Origin of the sequence: Sphingomonas beigongshangi (assembly GCF_016820445.1) — a bacterium.
GTDB lineage: Bacteria > Pseudomonadota > Alphaproteobacteria > Sphingomonadales > Sphingomonadaceae > Sphingomonas > Sphingomonas beigongshangi.
Genome location: NZ_JADHDT010000004.1, coordinates 290,415 through 312,829, shown reverse-complemented (window position 1 = coordinate 312,829; position 22,415 = coordinate 290,415). Strand labels below are relative to the sequence as shown.

Annotated in this window: 18 protein-coding genes and 2 tRNA genes; 11 read left to right on the top strand and 9 right to left on the bottom strand. The window is 66.6% G+C overall.

Annotation, left to right across the window (positions count from 1 at the left end):
* Positions 1–67 precede the first annotated feature (67 nt).
* Positions 68–316 (top strand): hypothetical protein, encoded by a 249-nt coding sequence (locus tag IQ292_RS09250; protein ID WP_203310021.1) that lies wholly within the window; start codon positions 68–70, stop codon positions 314–316.
* A gap of 16 nt (positions 317–332) precedes the next feature.
* Here IQ292_RS09250 and IQ292_RS09245 read toward each other — a convergent pair.
* Both IQ292_RS09245 and IQ292_RS09240 read right to left on the bottom strand, forming a co-directional pair.
* Positions 333–409, bottom strand: a tRNA-Pro gene (locus IQ292_RS09245).
* Between the two features lie 211 nt (positions 410–620).
* On the bottom strand, positions 621–764 hold the full coding sequence (locus tag IQ292_RS09240) for a hypothetical protein (RefSeq protein WP_203310020.1): 144 nt from the start codon (positions 762–764) through the stop codon (positions 621–623).
* Between the two features lie 333 nt (positions 765–1,097).
* Between IQ292_RS09240 and IQ292_RS09235 the strand changes: the two genes are divergently transcribed.
* Entirely contained in the window at positions 1,098–1,355 is a 258-nt protein-coding gene (locus IQ292_RS09235) for a hypothetical protein (protein ID WP_203310019.1), read from the top strand.
* Positions 1,356–1,487: 132 nt separating this feature from the next.
* Here the strand turns inward: IQ292_RS09235 and IQ292_RS09230 are convergent.
* From IQ292_RS09230 to IQ292_RS09220, 3 genes are all read right to left on the bottom strand, one after another.
* Positions 1,488–1,563, bottom strand: a tRNA-Ile gene (locus IQ292_RS09230).
* 125 nt (positions 1,564–1,688) lie between these two features.
* A complete protein-coding gene (locus IQ292_RS09225; RefSeq protein WP_203310018.1) occupies positions 1,689–1,952 on the bottom strand; it encodes a hypothetical protein in 264 nt (87 codons plus the stop codon).
* 198 nt (positions 1,953–2,150) lie between these two features.
* On the bottom strand, positions 2,151–3,560 hold the full coding sequence (locus tag IQ292_RS09220; RefSeq protein WP_203310017.1) for a M28 family peptidase: 1,410 nt from the start codon (positions 3,558–3,560) through the stop codon (positions 2,151–2,153).
* A gap of 144 nt (positions 3,561–3,704) precedes the next feature.
* On the opposite strand from IQ292_RS09220, the gene ettA reads away from it, so the two are divergent.
* Positions 3,705–5,384 (top strand): energy-dependent translational throttle protein EttA, encoded by a 1,680-nt coding sequence (gene ettA / locus IQ292_RS09215; RefSeq protein ID WP_203310016.1) that lies wholly within the window; start codon positions 3,705–3,707, stop codon positions 5,382–5,384.
* Positions 5,384–5,812, top strand: coding sequence for a ribose-phosphate pyrophosphokinase (locus tag IQ292_RS09210; RefSeq protein ID WP_203310015.1), 429 nt, complete (start codon positions 5,384–5,386; stop codon positions 5,810–5,812). Before ettA ends, IQ292_RS09210 begins: the two co-directional genes overlap by 1 nt.
* 35 nt (positions 5,813–5,847) lie before the next feature.
* On the opposite strand, the gene IQ292_RS09205 is transcribed toward IQ292_RS09210, so the two are convergent.
* Positions 5,848–6,612, bottom strand: coding sequence for an NYN domain-containing protein (locus IQ292_RS09205; protein ID WP_203310014.1), 765 nt, complete (start codon positions 6,610–6,612; stop codon positions 5,848–5,850).
* 121 nt (positions 6,613–6,733) lie between these two features.
* Between IQ292_RS09205 and IQ292_RS09200 the strand changes: the two genes are divergently transcribed.
* Positions 6,734–8,131, top strand: a complete 1,398-nt coding sequence (locus IQ292_RS09200; protein ID WP_203310013.1) for a methyl-accepting chemotaxis protein — start codon at positions 6,734–6,736, stop codon at positions 8,129–8,131.
* Between the two features lie 77 nt (positions 8,132–8,208).
* Here the strand turns inward: IQ292_RS09200 and IQ292_RS09195 are convergent, their stop codons facing one another.
* The 3 genes from IQ292_RS09195 to IQ292_RS09185 all read right to left on the bottom strand — a co-directional run bounded on the left by IQ292_RS09195 (position 8,209) and on the right by IQ292_RS09185 (position 13,957).
* Entirely contained in the window at positions 8,209–11,118 is a 2,910-nt protein-coding gene (locus IQ292_RS09195; protein ID WP_203310012.1) for a TonB-dependent receptor plug domain-containing protein, read from the bottom strand.
* Positions 11,119–11,469: 351 nt separating this feature from the next.
* Positions 11,470–11,952, bottom strand: a complete 483-nt coding sequence (gene greB / locus IQ292_RS09190) for a transcription elongation factor GreB (protein WP_203310011.1) — start codon at positions 11,950–11,952, stop codon at positions 11,470–11,472.
* Positions 11,953–11,956: 4 nt separating this feature from the next.
* Positions 11,957–13,957 carry a lytic transglycosylase domain-containing protein gene (locus IQ292_RS09185; RefSeq protein WP_203310010.1) on the bottom strand — a complete coding sequence of 667 codons (2,001 nt, stop codon included), beginning with the start codon at positions 13,955–13,957 and terminating at the stop codon, positions 11,957–11,959.
* Between the two features lie 150 nt (positions 13,958–14,107).
* Here IQ292_RS09185 and dapA point away from each other — a divergent pair, with 150 nt between their 5' ends.
* The 6 genes from dapA to IQ292_RS09155 all read left to right on the top strand — a co-directional run bounded on the left by dapA (position 14,108) and on the right by IQ292_RS09155 (position 22,413).
* Entirely contained in the window at positions 14,108–14,992 is an 885-nt protein-coding gene (gene dapA, locus IQ292_RS09180) for a 4-hydroxy-tetrahydrodipicolinate synthase (protein WP_203310009.1), read from the top strand.
* A gap of 52 nt (positions 14,993–15,044) precedes the next feature.
* On the top strand, positions 15,045–15,527 hold the full coding sequence (gene smpB / locus IQ292_RS09175; RefSeq protein WP_115380282.1) for an SsrA-binding protein SmpB: 483 nt from the start codon (positions 15,045–15,047) through the stop codon (positions 15,525–15,527).
* A gap of 10 nt (positions 15,528–15,537) precedes the next feature.
* Complete coding sequence (locus IQ292_RS09170) at positions 15,538–16,101, top strand: DUF2062 domain-containing protein (RefSeq protein WP_203310008.1); 564 nt, start codon at positions 15,538–15,540, stop codon at positions 16,099–16,101.
* 60 nt (positions 16,102–16,161) lie between these two features.
* Positions 16,162–18,228, top strand: coding sequence for a M13 family metallopeptidase (locus IQ292_RS09165; RefSeq protein ID WP_203310007.1), 2,067 nt, complete (start codon positions 16,162–16,164; stop codon positions 18,226–18,228).
* A 76-nt stretch (positions 18,229–18,304) separates the two neighbouring features.
* Entirely contained in the window at positions 18,305–20,326 is a 2,022-nt protein-coding gene (locus IQ292_RS09160) for a M13 family metallopeptidase (RefSeq protein ID WP_203310006.1), read from the top strand.
* A gap of 65 nt (positions 20,327–20,391) precedes the next feature.
* Positions 20,392–22,413 carry a M13 family metallopeptidase gene (locus IQ292_RS09155; protein WP_203310005.1) on the top strand — a complete coding sequence of 674 codons (2,022 nt, stop codon included), beginning with the start codon at positions 20,392–20,394 and terminating at the stop codon, positions 22,411–22,413.
* Positions 22,414–22,415 lie beyond the last annotated feature (2 nt).

Here is a 22,415-nt window from a genome sequence, read left to right as displayed (position 1 = left end):
TACGGTTGCATGATCGGCGCACGCTCTGTCGGATGGCTCGTGAACTCCCTCCCGACAGAGCGCCCCAATGGGTGACGCGATGTATTGGCAGCACCTCGATCTGACGGACTGGATCGTTATCGGCGCAGTCGCGGCCGCACCGATCGGCGCGATCGCACTCTATCGCCACGACCTGCGCATAAAAAGCCGCCGCTATGCCGCCTGGCATCGTGCCGCGTACCATGAGGGTGGCTTGATCCGTGCCCTCATCAGCCGCTGGCCACGCGGAACGGCGCGCCTCACCGACCAGCGCGCATCCCATCAGGCTGACGAATAACCGCGGCATCGCGGGATGGTCGGGGAGACAGGATTCGAACCTGCGACATCCTGCTCCCAAAGCAGGCGCGCTACCGGACTGCGCCACTCCCCGACCGAGCGACTGCGCCTAGGGACAGATGTGCCGCGAGGCAAGCCTTTGATGACTTCGCCCGCCGACCGCTGAACGTCTCTCTGCAGTCGATCATGACTTAAAGCAGGCAGCGGGCGAGATTGAACGCGGCAGACGATGTGCAGCCGGCGTCACGCGCCGGTTCATGATGGTCCTTGGGGGCATTATCGCACCCCGTTTTGCTCATGCAGGATCAGCGCTTCGAACCATAGCTGTCCGGTTGGCGGTAATAGGCAGCCCACGCCTGACGTCGGCGGCGCTTTTCCGACCCGGCCATCCTGATCGATCCGACGAGCAGGACGAGCAGCAAGGCAAGGACGATGATAAGCGGGTCCATGTTCCCCTCCTGGAAGATCGCAAACAAACCGTTAACGCGGTCGCCGGTTCCAATTAATCGCGCTTATCGGTTGGAAAACCAAGACATACATGGGGCGGGCTAGTGCATGCAAGCGCATCGGTTCCAGGAAGCGGCACGATGACCGGGCGGGCAGTGGCCGTGGAAGGAAGGGAGAGGCCCATCGTCTGGCCGCGGCATGCGGATGCCCGGACACGTATCGGTAATGGCTTGCACCCCAATGCCTAAGCGCCTGTCCGTGGCATCTGGTCGCAACCGGAAAAGATGGTTAATTGAATCCGAATCGGCGGTTCTGCCGCCTGCCGGAGGGGTTTGATGCTGATCGAGATGGCTGGCGCATTGGCTGGCTGGCGCCGCAATCGGACCCGCGGCGGTACGGTGCTGACTCTTCAGATCGCGGATTCGGCGGAAGGTTTCCGGCAGGGAAGCTATACCAAGCTGCACCTCGCGCTGAACGACCGGCAGTTGCGGTCGCTGGCGAGGGATCTGTATCGCGCGACGGACGAGAAGGGCATCACCTTGTTCGCACCCCGGCGCTGGTGGAAGCCCTGGTCGCGTAAATTGCCCGACTGACCCGTGACGTCGCGACAAATGCCGGGGAAGCTGTAGCACCCGGTCGTCGTCGACGAGGGTGCCCCCGCGTTGATCGCGGCAGGCCGCGCGCTGTGCTCCCCCGCGACCCTTTGTCGTCTTGCAAGGCGATAGTGGTGGGCCCGGCAGGACTCGAACCCGCAACCTAGCCGTTATGAGCGGCCAGCTCTAACCATTGAGCTACAGGCCCCACCCTCGTTCCCGCCTAGCGCAGGACCGGAAAAAGAAAAAGGGCGCTTCCCGCATCGGGAAACGCCCTTTTCGAACGTGCAACATGATGCACCGGCGCGTCGGGCGGACCCGACGCGGGCGCGATTACATGTTGTCGGCCTTGGCGTCGGCGGCGTCGCGGACGTTATCGGCAGCGGCGTTCATGTTGTCGGCCGCGTTCTCGAGCGTCGCAGCAGCCGCGGCGTTCGAGGTGTTGTCGGCCATGGCGTCCATGTTGTCCGCCTGCATTTCCATGTTGTCGGCCAGCATGTCACCGTTGTTCTCGACGGCGGCAGCTTCCGGCGACTTCGAGCACGCAGCGACGGACATCAGGCCGGCGGCAGCGAGAACGAAAGCGATCTTCTTCATTCGATTGCTCCCAAGCAAAGCAAAGGTTCGCGGCCGACCCGATTGCCGACGCGAGACAGCCCAAATACCGCACGACTCCCCCCGGTCAATGCTGAAATTCATCCGCCAGCAACCAATGCGGCCGATTTGAGGCAAATCGTTACGCTCGGAGATCGGCTGGATCGGCATCGGTGAGGGCAATCGCGTTCGCCGGACGGCTCAGCGGCGCGGCGTCACCGCGCCGATCTCCTCGGGCGCGTTGGCGACGATGGCAAGCATCGTCGTCCAGGCGGCGACGTTCTGGCGCAGCTGTTCGGGGTCGATCCGATCCAGGACGTCGTCGGGCGTGTGGTGCGTGTCGAAATAGCGCGTGCCGTCCTGGTTCAGGTCGATCGCCGCAACGCCCAGCGCCAGGGTCGGGCCGACGTCGGTGCCGTCGCCACCGACACCCGCGCCGCGCCCGATGCCCAGCGGCGCCAACGCCGATTGCAACCGGTCGGCGACGGGCTTCGCGCTGTCCGGCAGGTTGACCTCGAACCGCCAGACGCGGTCCGCGCCGAAATCGCTTTCGCCGGCGGTGGCATGGCGCTCGCTGCCATGGACGCGGGCATAGTCCTTGCCGCCGAAGCCGCCCGGTTCCTCCGCGCCGAACCAGACGACACGGATCGTACGGCGCGGGCGTGGACCATCGAGCAGCCGCTTGGCCGCCGCGGTCGTGATCGCGACGCCGCTGGCGTCGTCGATCGCGCCGGTACCGAGATCCCAACTGTCCAGGTGACCGCCGACGAGCACGATTCCCGCCTTCGGATCGGTGCCCGGCACCTCCGCGACGACGTTGCCCGACGTACCGGTACCCGCGAAGCGGGGCGTGAGCACGAGCTTCATCGTGATGGGCTTGCCGCGCTCCGCCATCCTCTCGATCAATTCCGCGTCCGGCACCGACAGCGCGGCGGCAGGGATCGGGGTCACCCCGTCGGGCCAGTTGGTGCCGCCCGTGTGCGGGTTGCGGTGATGGTCGGTTCCGATCGAGCGTATCACCGTCGCCACGGCACCCTTGCGGGCCGCCAGCGCCGGTCCGACGAAGCGCGCGACGCCATAGGTGCCGTAGCTCGACCCGTCCTGCGCGGGCTGCATCGCATTGCCGACATAGGCGATCTTGCCCGCGAGGCTGCCGTCCGGGGCGTTGGCGAGATCGCCATAGGTCTTGAACACGACCACCGGGGCGGTGATGCCGCCCGCGGGCGTCGCGCCCGAATTGCCCAGCGCGACGAGCTTCAGCTGCTGCGGAAAGGGGGCGACGATCTGTGCGCTTTCCTCGCCGCGCAGCCAGACCGGCATCTGGTAGGTCTCGACATGGACGTTCCGGAAGCCGAGCGCCTTGAGCTTCGCCACCGCCCAGCTTCGCGCGCGCGCCTCCGCCTCGGTCGCGGCGAGCCGCTGGCCGACCTCGGTGGTCAAACCCTCGACGATGTCCCAGGCGACGTCGTCCTTGAGCGCGGCGTCGCGCAACGCCGCGACCTTCGGGTCGACCTTCGCCGGCAGCGGCGGGGCGGCGCGCTGTGCGCCGACTGCGGCGGGCATCGCGGCGGAGGCGACCAGCGCCAACAGGGCAAGGGCGGAACGCGTCATCAATTTCCCCTTTGGATCGTGCATGTTGCCGCGGTTTGGCGGTTGCCGGCCGGGTGCACAAGCCGGGCATTTGCGCAGAGGATCGCCGGTCGCTACATGCACGTGCAAATCCTCCCAGCTTTCTCGATCAGGAGCCGTCGGCACATGGCCGTCCAGTATACCTACGTCATGAAGGGTCTGACGAAGACCTTCCCGGGCGCGAACAAGCCCGTGCTCAACAACATCCACCTGCAGTTCCTGCCGAGCGCGAAGATCGCGATCATCGGACCCAACGGGTCGGGCAAGTCGACGCTGATGAAGATCATGGGCGGCATCGACCAGGACTTCCAGGGCGAGGCCTGGGCCGCGGAGGGCGTGCGCGTCGGCTATCTGCCGCAGGAGCCGCAGCTCGATCCCGACAAGACGGTGATCGAGAACGTGCGGCTCGGCGCCGGTCCGATCGTCGACAAGATCAACCGTTTCAACGCCATCTCCGCCGAAATGGGCGACCCGAAGGACGACACCGACTTCGACGCCCTGATGACGGAGATGGGCGACCTGCAGGCGGAGATCGATGCCGCCGATGGCTGGAGCCTCGATTCGCAGCTCGAGCAGGCGATGGAAGCGCTGCGCTGCCCGCCGTCCGACTCGCCGGTCACCAATCTTTCGGGCGGCGAGAAGCGTCGCGTCGCGCTCTGCCGCCTGCTCCTCGAAAAGCCCGACATCCTGCTGCTCGACGAGCCGACCAACCACCTCGACGCGGAGAGCGTCGCTTGGCTGGAGAATTTCCTCAAGGAATATACCGGCAACGTCATTCTCGTCACCCACGACCGCTACTTCCTCGACAATGTCGTCAACTGGGTGCTCGAGCTGGATCGCGGCCGCTACTACACCTACGAGAGCAACTATTCGGGCTATCTCGAGAAGAAGGCCAAGCGCCTCGAACAGGAGGAGCGCGAGGAGCAGGGCCGTCAGAAGGCGATCGCCGACGAGCTCGCCTGGATGCGGCAGACGCCCAAGGCCCGCCAGACCAAGTCCAAGGCGCGTATCCGTGCGTTCGACGAACTGATGGCGGCGCAGGAGAATCGCGCGGTCGGCAAGGCGCAGATCCTCATCCAGATCCCCGAGCGGCTCGGCGGCAAGGTGATCGAGGCCAAGGGACTGACCAAGGCCTATGGCGACAAGCTGCTGTTCGAGAACCTCGACTTCAACCTGCCGCCGGGCGGGATCGTCGGGGTGATCGGGCCGAACGGCGCGGGCAAGTCGACGCTGTTCCGGCTGATCACCGGCCAGGACCAGCCGGATTCCGGCTCGATCGAGGTCGGCTCGACCGTGCGCCTTGGCTATGTCGACCAGAGCCGCGACGACCTCGATCCCAACAAGAACGTCTGGGAAGAGATCTCGGACGGGCTCGACGTCTTCCGCTTCGGCAAGCAGGAACTGGGCACGCGCGCCTATGTCGGCGCGTTCAACTTCAAGGGCCAGGACCAGCAGAAGAAGGTCGGCCAGCTCTCCGGCGGTGAGCGCAACCGCGTCCACATGGCCAAGATGCTTAAGGAGGGCGGCAACGTCCTGCTGCTCGACGAGCCGACCAACGACCTCGACGTAGAGACGCTGCGCGCGCTCGAAGAGGCGCTGGAGACGTTCGCGGGCTGCGCGGTGGTGATCAGCCACGATCGCTTCTTCCTCGATCGCCTCTGCACCCACATCCTGGCGTTCGAAGGCGACAGCCACGTCGAATGGTTCGAGGGCAATTACGAATCGTACGAGGAGGACAAGCGTCGCCGGATGGGCGATGCGGCCGACCGTCCGACGCGGCTTGCCTACAAGAAGCTGACGCGCTGATGGGGACGAGCCGGCCGCACGGGGACGACCTGGGCAGCTGGCTCGCCGCCAACGGCTTCGAGCCGGTGGAAGGACCGGGCACGATCGCCGACGCGGCGCTCGTGCGGACCCTTCTCGTCGCCGCCGCGCGCGATGGGCGGTCGTTGAGTTACAGCGAATTGCTCCGCGCGCTCGGGCATCGCTTTACGCGCCCCAAGATGCGCGCCTTGTGCAAGACGCTCGATGCGATCGATACGGCCGGTGCGCAGGACGGCGAGCCGGGGCTGGCCGTGCTCGTGGTCCGCGAAAGCGACCGGCTGCCGGGGCAAGGCTGGTGGGTCGGATCGGCCGCGCGCGGCTATGCGGGGTCCTGGGACGGTCCCGACGCCGTCGCCCATATCGAGGAGCGCCAGCGCGCCGCCTTCGCCTTCTGGCGGCGGCGCGGGTAGGGTCTGATTCAGGCGCCGCGAAGCGGTGCCGGCCCTCAGCGCACGCGCTTGACGAAGACCCGCCCGTCGTCGCGGCGCTCGCTCTGGAAATTCGGCACCGCCTGGATGAGGTCGGACAAGCGGCGATAGCCGTAATTCCGCACGTCGAAGCTGGAGCGGTTCCCGGCTAGCTGGCCCATCGCCGACAGGCTGGCATAGCCCCGCTCGTCGCGCTTCACCGAACCGTACGTGTCGATGAGCAGGGCGACGAGGTCGGGATCGATAGGCTTGGCCTTCGCGGTGGCGGCCGCCCCGATCGCGGCGGGCAGCGATTCGCCGATCGGCACCTCGACCGCGACGGGCTTTTGCGGCTGCACGGGGGTCATCAGCGCGTCCACGTCGATGAACCGCGTGCACGCCTGCTTGAATGCCTCCGGTGTCTTGGCGCTGCCGAAGCCATAGACGGGGATGCCGTCCTGCCGGATCCGCATCGCGAGCGGCATGAAGTCGCTGTCGGACGACATGATGCCGAAACCCTCGATCCGTCCGCGGAACAGCAGGTCCATCGCATCGATCGTCATCTTCATGTCGGTCGCGTTCTTGCCTTTGGTCAGGTCGAACTGCTGCTGCGGCTCGATGCCGTGCCGCACCGTCATGTCGCGCCAGCCCTTGAGGCCGGGTTTGCTCCAATTGCCATAGACGCGCCGGACGTTGACCGTCCCGAGCTCGGCAAGCACGGTGAGGACCGGGTCGATCGCGTGCCAGCTGGCGTTGTCGGCATCGATCAGCAGCGCGATGTTGCGGGTAGGGGTGTCGGACATGGATCCTGCGTCGCCGCTCCGGTGCGGTCCGTCAATGGCGGTGCGGCGCCTTGACCGCTTTCACGGCCGGCATGGACGACCGTTGAAGGTTCCTTAACCACGAACCCCTAGTCGTTTGTGTATGATCGGCTCCGAAAGATCGCTCAACCAGGTCGTTCTCTCCGCCGCGCGCATGTCCGGCGAGCTCGGTATCCGTACGCTCGATCTCCAGGCGGACATCGCGGCGCTCGCCGGCCGGGTGAGCGAGCAGGCCTCGACGCTCGACCAGATCGGCGGCGAGATGAACCGCCTGACCGGCGACATCGACAAGGTCGCCGGTGCTGCGGCGGAAGCCCGCAACCAGACGGCGGCGGCGCATGCCGTCATCGGCGATTCGACCACGCAGATCAACGCGGCGACCTCGGACGTCGTCAGCCTGATCGCGGAGGTCACGCGGCTCCACGACGGGCTGGGCGACTTCGATCGGGCCCTTGCCGAAGTGGGACAGGTCACCGCGACGATCCAGGCGATCGCCCAGCAGACGAATCTCCTCGCGCTCAATGCCACGATCGAGGCGGCGCGTGCAGGCGATGCGGGACTCGGCTTCGCGGTCGTCGCGTCGGAGGTGAAGAAGCTCGCGACGCAATCCGCCGGCGCGACGCAGCGGATCGAGCAGTCGATCGCGACCTTGACCGCCGAGGCGCAGGCCATGCTCGACAGCATCGGAAAGGGCGTCGCCAAGGCCCGCTCGGCGCATCGCGGGACGATGGACATCGAATCCACGGTCGGTCGGCTCGGCAGCCTGATGGAAGGGCTGTCCCGCAACAGCGAAAACGTCGCGGACCGCATCCGGTCGATGGCGACCGCGCTCGATCAGGTCGGCCTTGGCCTCGGCGCGTTGTCGACCACGTCCACCGACAATGCCAGCGGGCTGCAACGCCTGTCCGAACGCGTCAATGTCGTCAGCAACGATACCAACGGCATGCTGCAGATGCTGGCGGAAAGCGGCGTCGAGATCCCCGATTCGCGCTACATCCGCTTCGCGCTCGACGCCGCGGCCAAGGCCGCTGCCGCGGTGCACGACGCGATCGCGCGGGGGGAGTTGTCGCTCGATGCCGCGATGGGCGAGGATTATCGACAGATCGCCGATTCCGATCCGCCGCTGTTCACGCATCCCATCCAACCGGCGATGACGGCGGGGGCAAGGCCGCTGCAGGATGCGGCGCGGTCTCTCCCGGGATTCTTCGGGATCAGCTTCACCGACCGGCGCGGCCACGGTTCGGTGGCGATGCCCGAGCGCTCGCAGCCGCAACGGCCCGGCGATGCGGCGTGGAACGCCGAACATGCGCGCTGCGGCCTGTTCTTCCGCTACCCGGAGACGATGGAGCAGGTCACGATGACCGACCCCTTCTGTCTCAAGGCATACCGCCGCCCGCTGGCGGGTGGCGGGGTGATGCTGCTCAAGCAGGTCATCGCCTCGATCCGCATCGGCGGTCAGCATTGGGGCGTGCTGCAGCTCGCCTATGAGGACCAGGGCTGAGGCGCCTCCCAGGGCATTCCTGACGCAGGATTGCCGGATCGGCGCGGCAAACCCTGCTCGCCGCGCCGCCGTTCGCCTTACAGGTGGATGTTCGCACCGAAGCGGAACGTCCGCCCGATTGCGCCGATCTGCGTATAGGTCGGGTTGTAGTTGGTCGCCGCGTAATTGCCGCCGTTGAGCGGTGCCTTGGCGTCCGTCAGGTTGATGACGTTCATGTAGAAGGTGAAGCGGTCGTTGACCTTGACGCTGCCGGTCAGGTCGACGTCGATGAAGCGGCGGACGTGGCAGTTGAAGTTGGGATCGCTGCCGCCATAGGTGCTGCCGCCGTTGCAATCCGTGGTTCCGAACTGGTCATAGGCGACCGCCTTGTAGCCCGATACGTAATAGGCCGTTGCGGTGAGCGAATACGGTCCCGCATCGATGCTGTTCTGCCAGTTGCCGCGCCATTGCGGCGTGCCCGCGCCAGACGAGGTGATGTACGGCGCCTGGGTTCCCACGAAGTCGGAATAGGGCTGATCCGCGCTCGACTTGAACAGATAGTGCAGGATGTACGTCGCCTCGGCGCGGCTCGTGAACTTCACGTCCGGTGCCGGCTTGAGCGTGACGAGCGCGGACGCGTCGATACCCGACGTCTTGAGCGCCGCGGCGTTGGCGAAGGGCGAATTCACGAACAGTGCGCGGGCGGGCGCATTCGGATAGGCCGGATCGATCACGTCGGGCGTGACGGAATAGCCCGCGGGCATCGTGCCGTTGCCGTAATAGGCGGCAAGCGCTTGGTTCGACAGCGGTCCGCCGGAAATCACGTCGGTCTTCTTGATGTTGTAATAGTCCGCGGTGAAACTAAGCCAACGCGTCGGCTGCACGACGACGCCGGCGGTGAAGCTCGTCGACAGTTCCGGCTTGATGTTCGGATCGCCGACCGTGGCGAAGCCGATCGAATAGCTCTGGTTGTACGCGCTGCCGCCGGTGCAGCCCGTTGCCGTCGCGGTTGCGCCATGCTGAAGCTGAAGCGAGCACGGCGGCTTGGCCGACGTGAAGCCGATGACCGAGCCCGACAACTCGGCGAAGCTCGGCGCACGGAAGCCCTTGGAGAAGGTGCCGCGGATCGCGACCTGCTTGATCGGGGTGAACTTGGCACCGATCTTGGGCGAGAATTTGTTATAGCCCTCCTCATAGTGATCGAAGCGACCGGAGCCGTTGATCTCAAGGCTGGTCAGCACCGGCGCGTTGATCTCGAAATAGCCCGACTCGACGGTACGATGGCCTACCGCGGTGTATTGGTTGAGGCCGATCGTCGTGAGGTTCGGATTCTGGTTCGGGTCGTTCTGGGCCTCGTAGCGGAAGGAGCCGCCGACGCCCAACTGGAGCGGGCCGCCCGGAAGCTGGAACAGGGACTTCGTGATGACGCCCTGGATCATGTCCAGGTCGCTCGTGGCTTGGGTATGGACAGCCGGCGACAGCGCGCTGCGCACGGCCGCCGTATTCTGGGTCGGGTCGACAAAGTTGTAGCTGCCGGTGTTTACAGCATTGGTCAGCGCAGCGAGGTTCAGATAGCCGTTCTGCGTGATGTCGAGCCAGGAATGCGCGACCGTGCCCGACACGGAGTAGGTCCATCCATCGCCGAACGCGCCATCGATACCCGCCGAGCCGCGCAGCACATGGCTCTTATAGTCGGACGATCCCAGGATATCGCCGAAGCTGTAGCGGATGGCGGCCGGCTGACCCGCCGCCGCGAAGGGATTGTTCGGGTTGAGCTGGCCGTTGCTGAGCAGCACGGGCAGGACGATGTTCTGCGTATTGATCGGGTTGGTCGAACGGATGCTCGGAGGACCGCCGGGGGTGAAGACCTCGTTCTGGAAATAGGACGCGAGCAGGTACGCCTGCGATCGGTCGTTGACCTGCACCGTCGCATGCGCGGTGACGCCGAAGCGGGTCTGCTCGGGCTGGATGACGCCATAGTCCGCGACGGTGTTCTGCGTGCAGCCATTGCCCGCCGCACCGCTGACGGGGGTCGTCGTACCGGTACAGCCATTGGGGTTGAGCACCTGCCACGGGCCGGTGACCACGCCTGATCCGGATAGGATGTTGCCGGGCGTCAGCTGCTGGGATGGTGCGACGATGGCGCTCGTCGTGGTGCCGGGCACCACCGATCCCGCCTGATTATTGTCGCCGCCGATCGACGTCAGGTCGGCGGTGTTGAACGGAAAGCCGCGGTTGCGCGCATAGATCGCGCCATCGTGCTGATATTCGCCGCTGATGTAGAAATTGTAGCCCTTGTCGTTCAGCTTGCCGGTGCCGAGCGTCAGCGTCGCGCGCTGTTCGCCACCGTCGCCGCGCTGGCTGACGCCGCCCTCGACGGTACCGTAGACGCCGGTGATCTCCTTCTTCATGATGATGTTGACGACGCCGCCGATCGCATCCGCGCCATAGCTCGACGAGGCGCCGTCCTTCAGCACCTCGACCCGGTCGACGATCGCGTCGGGAACCGTGTTTAGGTCGACGAACGAGCGCTGGCCGTCGTCCGACAGCGGGTAGTTGGCGGTGCGCAGGCCGTCGATCAGCGTCAGCGTTGAGTTGACGGTCAGGCCGCGCAGCGACACCGCCGACGAGCCCGCGCCGAAGCCCGAGGAGAAGGCGGTCGGGATCGAGCCGCTGCTGTCCGCGGAGATCGACCGGATCGCGTCGGAGACGGTGGTGATGCCCGCCTTCTGCAGCGCATCGGCGGTCAGGACAGTGACGGGAGAGGGGGTTTCGGTATCGGTGCGGCGGAACAGGGTGCCGGTCACGACGATGTCGCCGGTGGCTTGACCCGCCGTCGGCGCAGGGGTCGATTGAGCGGGCGACGTGTCTTGCGACGCCGCGGTCGGCGCCTGTTGCGCATCCTGCGCGAACGCCGGGGCGGTCAGAAACGCGCTACCCGCCAGCACCACCGGCGCGGCGGCGACGCCACACCGCAACAGGGCGCGAAGGGCCGAAGAATTCGTCATGCTCAACTCCTCAAAACCTTACGCGACCGAATTGCTTTTGGACCGGACGGGCCCGCATGCTGCGCGAAAGGGTACGTGGTGAGGGGAGGATTGCGGCGCGCCGGGCAGGAGTAAATGGCGGCGGGCGGGCCGCGGAGCGATCGAAATCGGCCGTGCTCAAACAGTCACAGATTATGACCTAACCGTCATCGGCTGTCGCTTGCAACATGGTGAAATGAGGGATCAAGTCACTGAGAAAAATAGATAATTAACGTCCGAAATCGACGCATTGGAATCCGTGACAGTATAGTGTCATGGAAGCGTCATCGGCAATGATTGACGCCTGCCGCGCCGGGAATCGGTCCCGCGCCATCACACCGTCGGATAGGCTATCGTGACGACCTCATATTCGCGTTCGCCCGCGGGCAACGTCACGCGGCGCAGGTCGCCGACGGCGGCGCCCCGCAGGGCCCGCGCCAGCGGCGCATTCCAGCCGACCCGGCCCGCTCCGGCATCCGCCTCGTCGTCGCCGACGAGCGTCAGCACCCGCTCGTTGTCGTCCTCGTCCGCGATCGTCACGCAAGCGCCGAACCACACGCGGCCGCGGTCTTGCTGCTGCGCCGGATCGACCACCTTCGCCGCCTTCATCCGCTTCGACAGCCAGCCTAGCCGCCGGTCGATCTCCCGCAGCCGCTTGCGCCCATAGATATAGTCGCCGTTCTCCGAGCGATCGCCGTTGCCCGCCGCCCAGGATATCGTCTCGACCAATTGCGGTCGCTCGGACGCGAACAGTTGCTCATATTCGCGCCGCAGCGCCGCGAACCCGGCCGGCGTGATGTAGTTGGGGCGGTCCATGCGATCAGCCCGGTCGGTTCTTGCCGAGGTACCAGCTGAGGTTGGCGGGCCCGTGGCTCTTCGCGCGCGCCGGGTTGATCAGGTCGTAGACCACGGCGTTCTCGAGCACGCGCTGCACGTAGTTGCGCGTTTCCTGATAGGGGATCGCCTCGATCCAATCGACCATGTCGACGCTGCCGGTGCGCGGATCGCCGTTGGCGCGCAGCCATTTGTTCACGTTGCCGCCGCCCGCGTTGTACGCCGCGATGGCGAGCGGATAGCTGCCGTAGAGGCCGTAGATGCGCTGGAAATAGCTCGATCCCAGCATGATCGACATCTTCGGATCCTCGGTCAGCGCGGAGGCGGCGTAGGTCACGCCGATCTTTGCGGACTGCTCGCGCGCCGTCGCCGGCATCAGCTGCATCAACCCGCGCGCGCCGGCATGGCTGACCGCCATCCGGTCGAACTGGCTTTCCTGCCGCGCGATCGCGTGGATCAGCGTCCAATTGTCCTCATAGCCCGCCGGTATGCTGACGGTCGGGAAACCGGTGGCGGAATAGTCCGTCAGCCCGTTCTGCATCGCGCTGCGCCCGACCAGCACGCCCAGATCGGGCCGCCCGATCTGCCGCGACAGCTCCGCCGCGAGCAGATGGTCCGTCTCGCTTTCGGCATCGCTCGCGATCTGGCGGACGAATGCGGTCTGGTCCTGCCAGTCGCCGATCTGCCCCAGGAAGCGCGCGGCGCGTACCGTCTCGCGATCGGCGAAGGCCTGTCGCGTCGCGGCGGCGATCAGGGGCGTGCCGAGCGCCGGCGGCGCCACCAGCGGCCGTCCCGTCCGCTCGAGCGCGAGCTGGCCATAGAACTGGTCGCGATAGCCGGCCGCCTGCGCGAAATATCCCGCCGCGTCCGCGGCCCTGCCGGCAGCCTCCGCGGCGCGGCCGGCCCAGTAGAAGCCCTTGGCGCGCGTCTGCGGCGACATGCTGCCGCGGCCGTAGCGCTCGAACATGACCATCGCATCGGCGGGCCGGCCAAGCTTGCGCAGCGCGGTCTGCCCAGCCAGCCACACGAGGCTGGTATAGTCGTCCCGCTCCCCATAGGGCTTCTTCGAGACGTCGGTGCCCGCCGGATAGGCATCGTCGACCTGCCGCGCGATGTCATAGGCGATCTGATACTGGCCGTCGTGTTCCGCCTCGCGCGCGACGGTGAGCAGCCCCTCGTACCACTTCTCGACATTGCCTGGCAGGCTCGCGAGCGGGCGCCGGCCGGCGAGATAGCTGCGCACGCTGGGCGCCGCGCCAGCGTTGCGCAGCCATGCCGCCCGGTCGGCGATATAGCCCGGGTCGCCCGCGTACGCATCCTGGGTGGTGGTCGCGAGTGTCGCGGCGTCGGGTGCGTTCGTACGGAACGAAAGGCGCGCGGCAAATGCCGGGCGTCGCGCCGGGCTGGTCCAGCCGATCTGTCGCTGCGCCGCGCCGGTCGCATTCTGCCACAGCAGGGCGTCCATCCGTGCGTCATGGTCGTCGGGTGACAAGGCGCCGGCGAACGTCGCCTGGACGAAGCTTTCGTCCGTCGGGGTCAGCGTGCCCATCCGCCACGCCGCGCGCGCGGCAACCTGCGCCTCCTGCAATCGTCCCAGCGACTGCAGCGCGCGCGCCTGCGCGACCAGGCCGGTCGCGGTCTGTGGCGGGAAGCGCGCGAAGAAGGCGACGACGCTGGACGGCGAGGCCGTCGCCGCCTGGCGCTCGGCCGCGCGACGGTTGGCGTTTTCGCCCGGCCAGCCGGGATGCGCGGCGAGGAAACCGGCATAACTGTCGAACGGCAGCGCGTCCGTCTGACGCAGCGCGCGCCACTGGGCGATCGTCGCCGCCATCGCGCCGTCGGTGGGGGACTGCGGCGCCACCGGCGACATATTGGCCATCTGCGTCCGATAGCGGTCGAGTTGGTCGCTGCTGTCCTGCTGGGGGACGGCGACCACGCCGGCGAGGGTCGCGAACAGGAGGGCAATCGGCGCGCTGGTCGGGTGCATGGGCAAAGAATAGAGATTCCGCCGTAATCTGTCCTGAATAAAGAGCGCGTGCGATCACGGTTCGTCGCCCGGCGCAACGGTTCGTCGCAAAGCCGGGAGACGCCGCGCCGCCGCTTGACAGGTCGTTGGTCGCGTCGCACGGCGCGGGGCATGTTCTCCGGTTCCATCCCCGCGCTCGTCACGCCCTTCGATGGCGAAGGGCAATTCGACGAACAGGCGTATCGCGACCTGATCGAGTGGCAGATCGCGGAAGGATCTTCGGCGTTGGTGCCGTGCGGCACCACCGGGGAAGCGGCAACGCTGACCGCCGACGAGCATTTCGGCATCGTGCGGATCTGCGTCGACCAGGCGAGGGGGCGGGTCCCGGTGATCGCGGGCGCCGGGTCCAACGACACGATGGTCGCGGCGGCGAACCTGCGCCGCGCGAAGGACGCGGGCGCGGACGCCGCGCTGATGGTGCCGCCCTATTACAACCGTCCCGGCCAGGAGGGCATCTTCCAGCATTTCGCGTTCCTGGCGAAGGACGCGCCGCTGCCGATCGTGCTGTACAACGTACCCGCCCGCACCGTGACGGATATCCAGCCCGCCACGCTGGTGCGGATCGTCAACGCCCACCCCGACATCTTCGTCGCCGTGAAGGATGCGAGCGGCGCGATCGCCCGCGTGTCGCAGCACCGCGCCGCCTGCCCGGACGCGTTCGTCCAGCTGTCCGGCAACGACGACTCGGCGCTCGCCTTCAACGCCATGGGGGGGCGGGGCTGCATCTCGGTCAGCGCCAATGTCGCGCCGCGTCTGTGCGCCGAATTCCAGGCGGCCTGCCAGGCCGGCGACTATGCCGCCGCGCTGCGCTACCAGGATCGCCTCTACCCGCTCCACGACGCGCTGTTCACGGACGCGTCGCCGGGTCCCGTCAAATATGCGATGACGCGCGTGCGTCCCGGCTTCCCGGCCGGCCTTCGCCTGCCGATGACCTGGCCGTCGGAGGCCGCGCGGACTGCGGTCGATGCGGCATTGACGCACGCAGGACTGATCTGAGGGGCGTTGCGCGCTTCCCCTGGAGCGCGGACATCCCTACATCCGGCCGTCCATGCCACGTCCCAAGCCCGCAACCTTCGACAAGAAGAAGATCGTCGCCGAAAACCGGAAGGCGCGATTCGAGTATAGCATCGACACCGTCTACGAGGCGGGGATCGCCCTGACGGGCACCGAGGTGAAGTCGCTCCGCTTCGGCGAAGGGTCGATCGCGGAAAGCTATGCGGAGGTCCGCGACGGGCAGGTATGGCTGGTTAACGCCAACGTGCCGGAATTCAGCCACGGCAATCGCTTCAACCACGAGGCGAAGCGGCCGCGCAAGCTGCTGCTGCACGAACGCGAGATCAACAAGCTCCATGGCGCGGTGGCGCGTGAGGGCATGACGCTCGTGCCGTTGTCCGTCTATTTCAACAGCCGCGGGCGGGCGAAGGTGGAGCTCGCGCTCGCCAAGGGGCGCAAGACGCACGACAAGCGCGAGGCGATCAAGGAACGCGACTGGAAGCGCGACGCCGCGCGCATCCTGCGCGATCGCGGCTGACGGCGCGTCCATGCCGTCCCCTTGGCAGCGCCTCGTCGCCTGGGGGCATCGCAACCTGCCCACACGCGAGTCGATGGAAGCCAACCGGCTGCTGCGCCCGGTCGCGCACCGGGTGCTGGAGCCTGGTCTGTGGCGGTTCACCCGCCGATCGGTGCCGCGCGGCGTCGCACTGGGCGTGGTTGCGGGTTTCCTCTTTCCGGTCGCGCAGATCGCGATCGCCGCAGTGTTCGCGCTGCCGTTCCGCGCGAACGTCCCCGTCGCCGCCCTCACGACCTTCATCACCAACCCGCTGACGACGCCGTTCCTGTGGTACGTCGCCTACCGGATCGGCGCCTGGCTCCTGCACAGCGAGGCGGCGACGATCGTCCAGCCTGCCACCGAGGCAGCGACCGGATGGCTGCACCGGGTGACCGGCGCGTTCCAGTGGCTGTGGGCGCAGGGGCCCTCGTTCGCATTGGGGCTGATCGTGCTGACGAGTCTCTGCGCGGTCGCCGGCTATGGCGCCTCCGCGCTCGGCTGGCGGCTGTGGATTGCGCGCAAGTGGCGGTTTCGACACGAAAAAACTGGACGTTGACGAGGCGTCTTAACCGGGTACAACACGCGTCATCCTGCGTTTCTTTTCCAAGGACCTACGATGCGCAAAACGGTTCTCGCCGCCCTTCTGCTCGCCTCCGCCGCCACCGGCGCGGTCTATGCTCAGACCGGAACCTCGGACATGGGCACGACCGCCCCGGGCAAGCCCAAGCTTGGCGATTTCGGCGTCGACCTGACCGCGATGGACAAGTCGGTGCTGCCCGGCAACGACTTCTACAACTACGTCAACGGCGCGTGGATGAAGCGAACCGAAATCCCCGCGGATCGCGCGAGCTGGGGCGGTTTCGCCATCCTCGCCGACCTGTCGGAGAAGCGCACCCGCGCCGTGATCGAGGAGGCTGCCGCATCGCCGGTCGCCAGCGGGCCGATGAGCGTCAAGGACAAGATCGGCGTCACCTACGCGACCTTCATGGACCAGGCCGCGATCGAGAAGGCGGGCGCCGCGCCGCTCAAGCCCTATCTGGCGAAGATCGCCGCCATCCGCACGCAGGGCGATCTGGCCAAGGCGTTCGCCGATGCGACGATCCACGGCATCGACGTGCCGGTCGGCGCGGGGATCGAGCAGGACCTCAAGGACAACACCGTCTACGCCGTCTACCTCGGCCAGGGCGGCCTCGGCCTGCCGGACAAGGATTATTACCTCAAGGACGACCCCAAGTTCGCCGAGGCGCGCACCAAGTACGTCACCTATATCGCCGACATGATGCGCCTCGCCGGCCAGCCCGACCCGCAGGGCGCGGCGCAGCGCATCTATGATCTCGAAAAGCAGATCGCGCAGGTCCATTGGGATCGCGCCGACCTGCGCCAGGTCGAAAAGGGCTACAACCCGATGCCGGTCGCGCAGCTCGCGACGGCGATGCCGGGCTTCGACTGGCAGGGCATGCTCGCCGCGCAGGGCCTGGGAAGCCAGACCCGCGTCATCGTCGGCCAGCCTTCGGCGCTGACCGGCACCGCCAAGATCATCGCCGCGACGCCGCTGCCGGTGTGGAAGGAATATCTGGCGTTCCACACCATCTCGAACGCCGCGCCGCTGCTGTCGTCGCCCTTCGTGAATACGCAGTTCACCTTCTACGGCACGACGCTGAACGGCACGCCGCAGCTCAAGGATCGCTGGAAGCGCGGCGTCGGCCTCGTCAACGGCAGCCTCGGCGAGGCGGTCGGCCAGGTCTATGTGCAGAAGTATTTCCCGCCCGAGGCGAAGGCCAAGGCGGACGAGCTCGTCCGCAACCTGATCGCCGCGATGGATATCCGCCTCCAGAACCTGACCTGGATGGCCCCCGAGACGAAGGTCAAGGCGCGGGCCAAGCTCGCCGCCTTCACGCCCAAGATCGGCTATCCGGACAAGTGGCGCGACTATTCGTCGCTGCAGGTGGTCAAGGGCGACGTGCTCGGCAATGCGCAGCGCGTGGCGGAGTTCGAATACAACCGCCAGCGCAACAAGATCGGCAAGCCCGTCGACCGCAGCGAATGGTTCATGACGCCGCAGACGGTGAATGCCTATGCCAATCCGCTGATGAACGAGGTGGTGTTCCCGGCCGCGATCCTGCAGCCGCCGTTCTTCGATCCGAACGCCGATCCGGCGGTGAACTATGGCGGCATCGGCGCGGTCATCGGACACGAGCTCAGCCACCACTTCGACGACCAGGGGCGCAAGTTCGACCCGAAGGGCAATTTCTCCGACTGGTGGACCCCGCAGGATGTCGAGCGTTTCAACGCGCTGACCGACAAGGTGGTGGCGCAATATGGCGCTTACGAGCCGATCCCGGGCACGCACGTCAACGGCAAGTTGACGCTGGGCGAGAACATGGCCGACCTTGCCGGCATCAACGTCGCCTATGACGCGTACAAGCTGTCGCTGAAGGGCAAGCCCGCGCCGGTAGTCGGCGGCTATACCGGCGACCAGCGCTTCTTCATGGGCTTCGGCCAGGTCTGGCAGACCAAGGCACGCGAGGCCTCGATCAAGAACCAGCTGACCACCGACCCGCACACGCCGGGCCAGTGGCGTGCCTATGTCGTGCGCAACCTCGACGCCTGGTATCCGGCCTTCGACGTGAAGCAGGGCCAGACCTATTATCTGGCGCCCAACGACCGTATTCACATCTGGTAAGCGTTACCGGATTTGATAGCCTCCCGCCGCCCGCCGATCGATTCGGCGGGCGGATGTCTTTTCGGGGGGAAAGAGCATGAGGGGATGGATCGCCGCCGCGCTGCTGAGTGGGGCCTGCGCGACCGGCGCACTGGCGGGCGATAGTGTCCGACCCGCGATCGGCAGCTTCGGGTTCGACACCGCGGGCATGGACCGCTCCGTGCAGCCGGGCGACGATTTCTTTCTGTTCGCCAGCGGCGCCTGGGAGCGCCAGCTCGCGATCCCCGCGGACCGCGCCTATTACGGCGTCTGGGACGAGCTCGACGAGAAGGCGTTGCGCGATACCCGCGCCATCCTGGAGGAAGACGCCGGCACGCCCGGAAGCAAGCCGGGCGATTTTTACGCCAGCTTTGTCGATCAGGCGGCCGCGGATGCGAAGGGCGTCGCGCCGCTTCATCCCGCGCTGGCGGCGATCGATGCCGCCGCATCGCGCGAGGCGCTGGCGGCGGAACATGGCACGATGGAGCGGATGGGCGTTTCCGCTTTCTTCCGCTTTCGCATCGGGCCCGACGACAAGGCGCCCGACCAGTATATCCCGCAGCTTTGGCAGGGTGGCCTCGGCCTTCCGGATCGCGACTATTATCTGAAGGACGATGCGGCGACCGCCGCCAACCGGGCTGCGTACCTGACCTACCTGACGCAGCTTCTGACCTTGTCGGGCCGCGTGTCCGCGGCGGACGCTCCGGCGCGCGCAAAGGCGGTCTTCGATTTCGAGCGGCAGCTCGCCGCTGCCCACTGGACGCGGGCCGATACCCGCGACGTCGACAAGGCCTACAACAAATGGACGCCCGCCGATTTCGCGGCCAAGGCGCCGGGCTATCCATGGGTCGCGTATTTCCGTGCTGTGGGCGCGGAGGCGTCCGCCGCCCTGTTGGCCTGCCAGCCCACCGCCTTTGCGGGAGAGGCGCGGCTGTACGCGGCCACGCCGCTGGCGACGCTCAAGGACCATGCGGCGCTGCGCCTGCTGGATGGGTATGCGCCCTATCTGTCGCAGGACTTTGTCGCCGCGCGGTTCGCCTATCGCGGCAAGGCGTTGAACGGCGTCCCCGAGGATCAGCCCCGGTGGAAACGCGGCGTGCAGACCGTGGAAACCTTCATGGGCGAGGCCGTGGGCAAGGATTATGTCGCCCGCCATTTCCCGCCTGCGACCAAGGCGGCGGCCGATACTTTGGTCCGCAACCTCATCGCGGCGATGGACGGGCGCCTGCGGCGGCTCGACTGGATGGCGCCCGCGACGCGGGCCAAGGCGGTGGCCAAGCTCGCGAGCTTCACGCCCAAGATCGGCTATCCGGACCGCTGGCGCGACTATTCCGCGCTCTTCATCCGACGGGACGATCTGGTCGGCAACGTGATGCGCGCGAGCCGCTTCGAGCACCAGCGGCAGCTCAACCATCTGGGCCAGCCCATCGATCGTGCGGAATGGTTCATGACGCCGATGGAAATCAACGCCTATGCCAATCCGTCGCTCAACGAGGTGGTGTTCCCGGCCGCGGTGCTGCAACCGCCGTTCTTCGACCCGCATGCCGATCCGGCAATTAATTATGGCGGGATCGGCGCGATCATCGGCCATGAGATCAGCCACCATTTCGACGACCAGGGGCGCAAGTACGACAAGAACGGCGCGCTGGTCGACTGGTGGACGGCCGAGGACGTCAAGCGGTTCAAGATGCTGACCGACCGCCTGGTCGCGCAGGCGAACGGCTACGAAGTCCTGCCGGGCGTGCACGTCCAGGGCGACCTGACGCTGGGAGAGAATATCGCCGACCTCGCCGGCATCACGATCGCCTATGACGCCTATCATGCTACGCTCGCGGGGAAGCCGGCACCGATCATCGACGGTCTGACCGGCGACCAGCGCTTCTTCCTGGGCTTTGCACAGGTGTGGCGCACCAAGATCCGCGAATCGGCCTTGCGGCAGCAGGTGAAGATCGACTTCCACGCGCCCGACCATCAAAGGGCGCTAACGACTCGCAATATTGACGCTTGGTATGCCGCCTTTGGGGCACGGCCGGGGCAACGATATTATCTGGCGCCGGATCAACGCATCAGGATTTGGTAACTCTCTGCTTTTCCGTTATCGGCCAACACGATGGGTCAACAAGACCACAGTGTTTGGGAGAGAATATGAGAATGATCGTCCTCGCCGGCCTGCTCGCAGGGTCGGCGATCGCCGGCGTCGGCGCGACTATCGGCATGGCGCAGACCGCGCCCGCCAACGCGCCGCAGATCGGCCGCTTCGGCTTCGACGAACAGGGCATGGACAAGTCGGTCGGGCCGGGCGACGACTTCTACGCCTTCGCCAACGGCAGCTGGACCAGGACCACGGCGATCCCCGCGGACAAGGCGAGTTTCGGCGCGTTCGACACGCTCGCCGACCTGTCGCGCGATCGGACGCGCACGATCCTCGAGGCGGCGGCGAAGCAGCGCGGGTCCAAGATCGGCACCGCCTATGCGACCTATCTGGACACCGCGACGATCGACAGGAAGGGGCTCGCGCCGGTCCAGCCGTGGCTCACGAAGATCAAGGCGGCGACCAGGTCGAACTATGCGGCCCTGTTGGCCGAGGCGGATCGCAACGGCATCGGCGTGCCGTTCGGCGCCGGCGTCGGCCAGGACGACAAGGCGCCGGAGACCTATGTCGTCGAGATGCGCCAGTCGGGCCTCGGCATGCCGGACCGCGACTATTATCTCGACGCCAAGAACGCGAAGGAGAAGGCGGCGTACGAGGCGCATATCGCCAAGATGTTCACGCTTGCGGGCGAGCCGAATGCCGCGGCGCGCGCCAAGGCGCTGGTCGATTTCGAGACGCAGATCGCGCAGGTCAGTTGGACGCGGATCGACAGCCGCGATGCCACCAAGACCTATAACAAGATGACGGTCGCGCAGCTGGCGCAGTCCGCGCCCGGCTTCGATTTCGTCACCTATCTGAAGGGCATCGGCACGCCCGTCGATACGTTGATCGTCTCGCAGCCGAGCGCGATCCAGGGGATCGCGCGGCTCGTCGGCGCGGCGCCGATCGCGGTGTTGCAGGACCAGCTGCTGCTCCGCACGCTCGACGGCTATGCCAGCGTGCTGCCGAGCGCCTTCGATCAGGAACAGTTCGCCTTCTACGGCACGACCTTGTCGGGGACGCCGCAGCAGGAGAATCGCTGGAAGCGCGCGGTCGGCTTCACCAGCGGCGCGCTGTCCGACGACGTCAGCAAGCTTTACGTCCAGCGCTATTTCCCGCCGGAGACCAAGGCGGCGGCCGACCAGCTGGTCCGCAACGTCATCGCCGCGATGGGCAAGCGGATCGACGCGCTGCAGTGGATGGCGCCGGAGACCAAGGTCAAGGCGCATGCCAAGCTCGCCGCCTTCACGCCGAAGATCGGCTATCCCGACCGGTGGCGCGATTATGCCGCGCTGAAGATCGTGCCCGGCGACGCCTTCGGCAACGCGCAACGCGCGCGGCAATGGGCACACGACTATAACGTGCAGCATCTCGGCAAGCCGCTGCAGCGGTGGGAATGGGGCATGACGCCGATGACGGTCAACGCCTATGCCAATTTCGGCATGGTGGAGATCGTCTTCCCGGCCGCCATCCTGCAGCCGCCGTTCTTCGACCCGAAGGCGGATCCCGCGGTCAACTATGGCGGCATCGGTGCGGTCATCGGCCACGAGCTGAGCCATCATTTCGACGACCAGGGTTCGAAATACGATGCGCACGGCCAGCTGACCGACTGGTGGATGCCGGAGGACGTCACGCGCTTCAAGGCGCTGACCCAGCAGCTCGTCGATCAATATGACGCCTATGAGCCGCTGCCGGGCATGCATGTGAAGGGCGCGCTGACGCTGGGCGAGAATACCGCCGATCTCGCCGGCCTCTCGGTCGCCTATGATGCGTACAAGGCATCGCTGGGCGGCAAGGCCGCGCCGGTGATCGACGGCTATACGGCGGATCAGCGCTTCTACCTGGGTTGGGCGCAGGTGTGGCGCCGCAACTATCGCGAGGCCAATCTGAAGCAGCGGCTGCTGACCGATCCGCATGCGCCGTCGCAGCAGCGCGCCTGGGTCGTGCGCAATCTCGATCCCTGGTACGGGGCGTTCAATCCTGCCCCGACCGGCAAGCTGGTCCTGCCGCCGGAGAAGCGCGTTCGGATCTGGTAAGC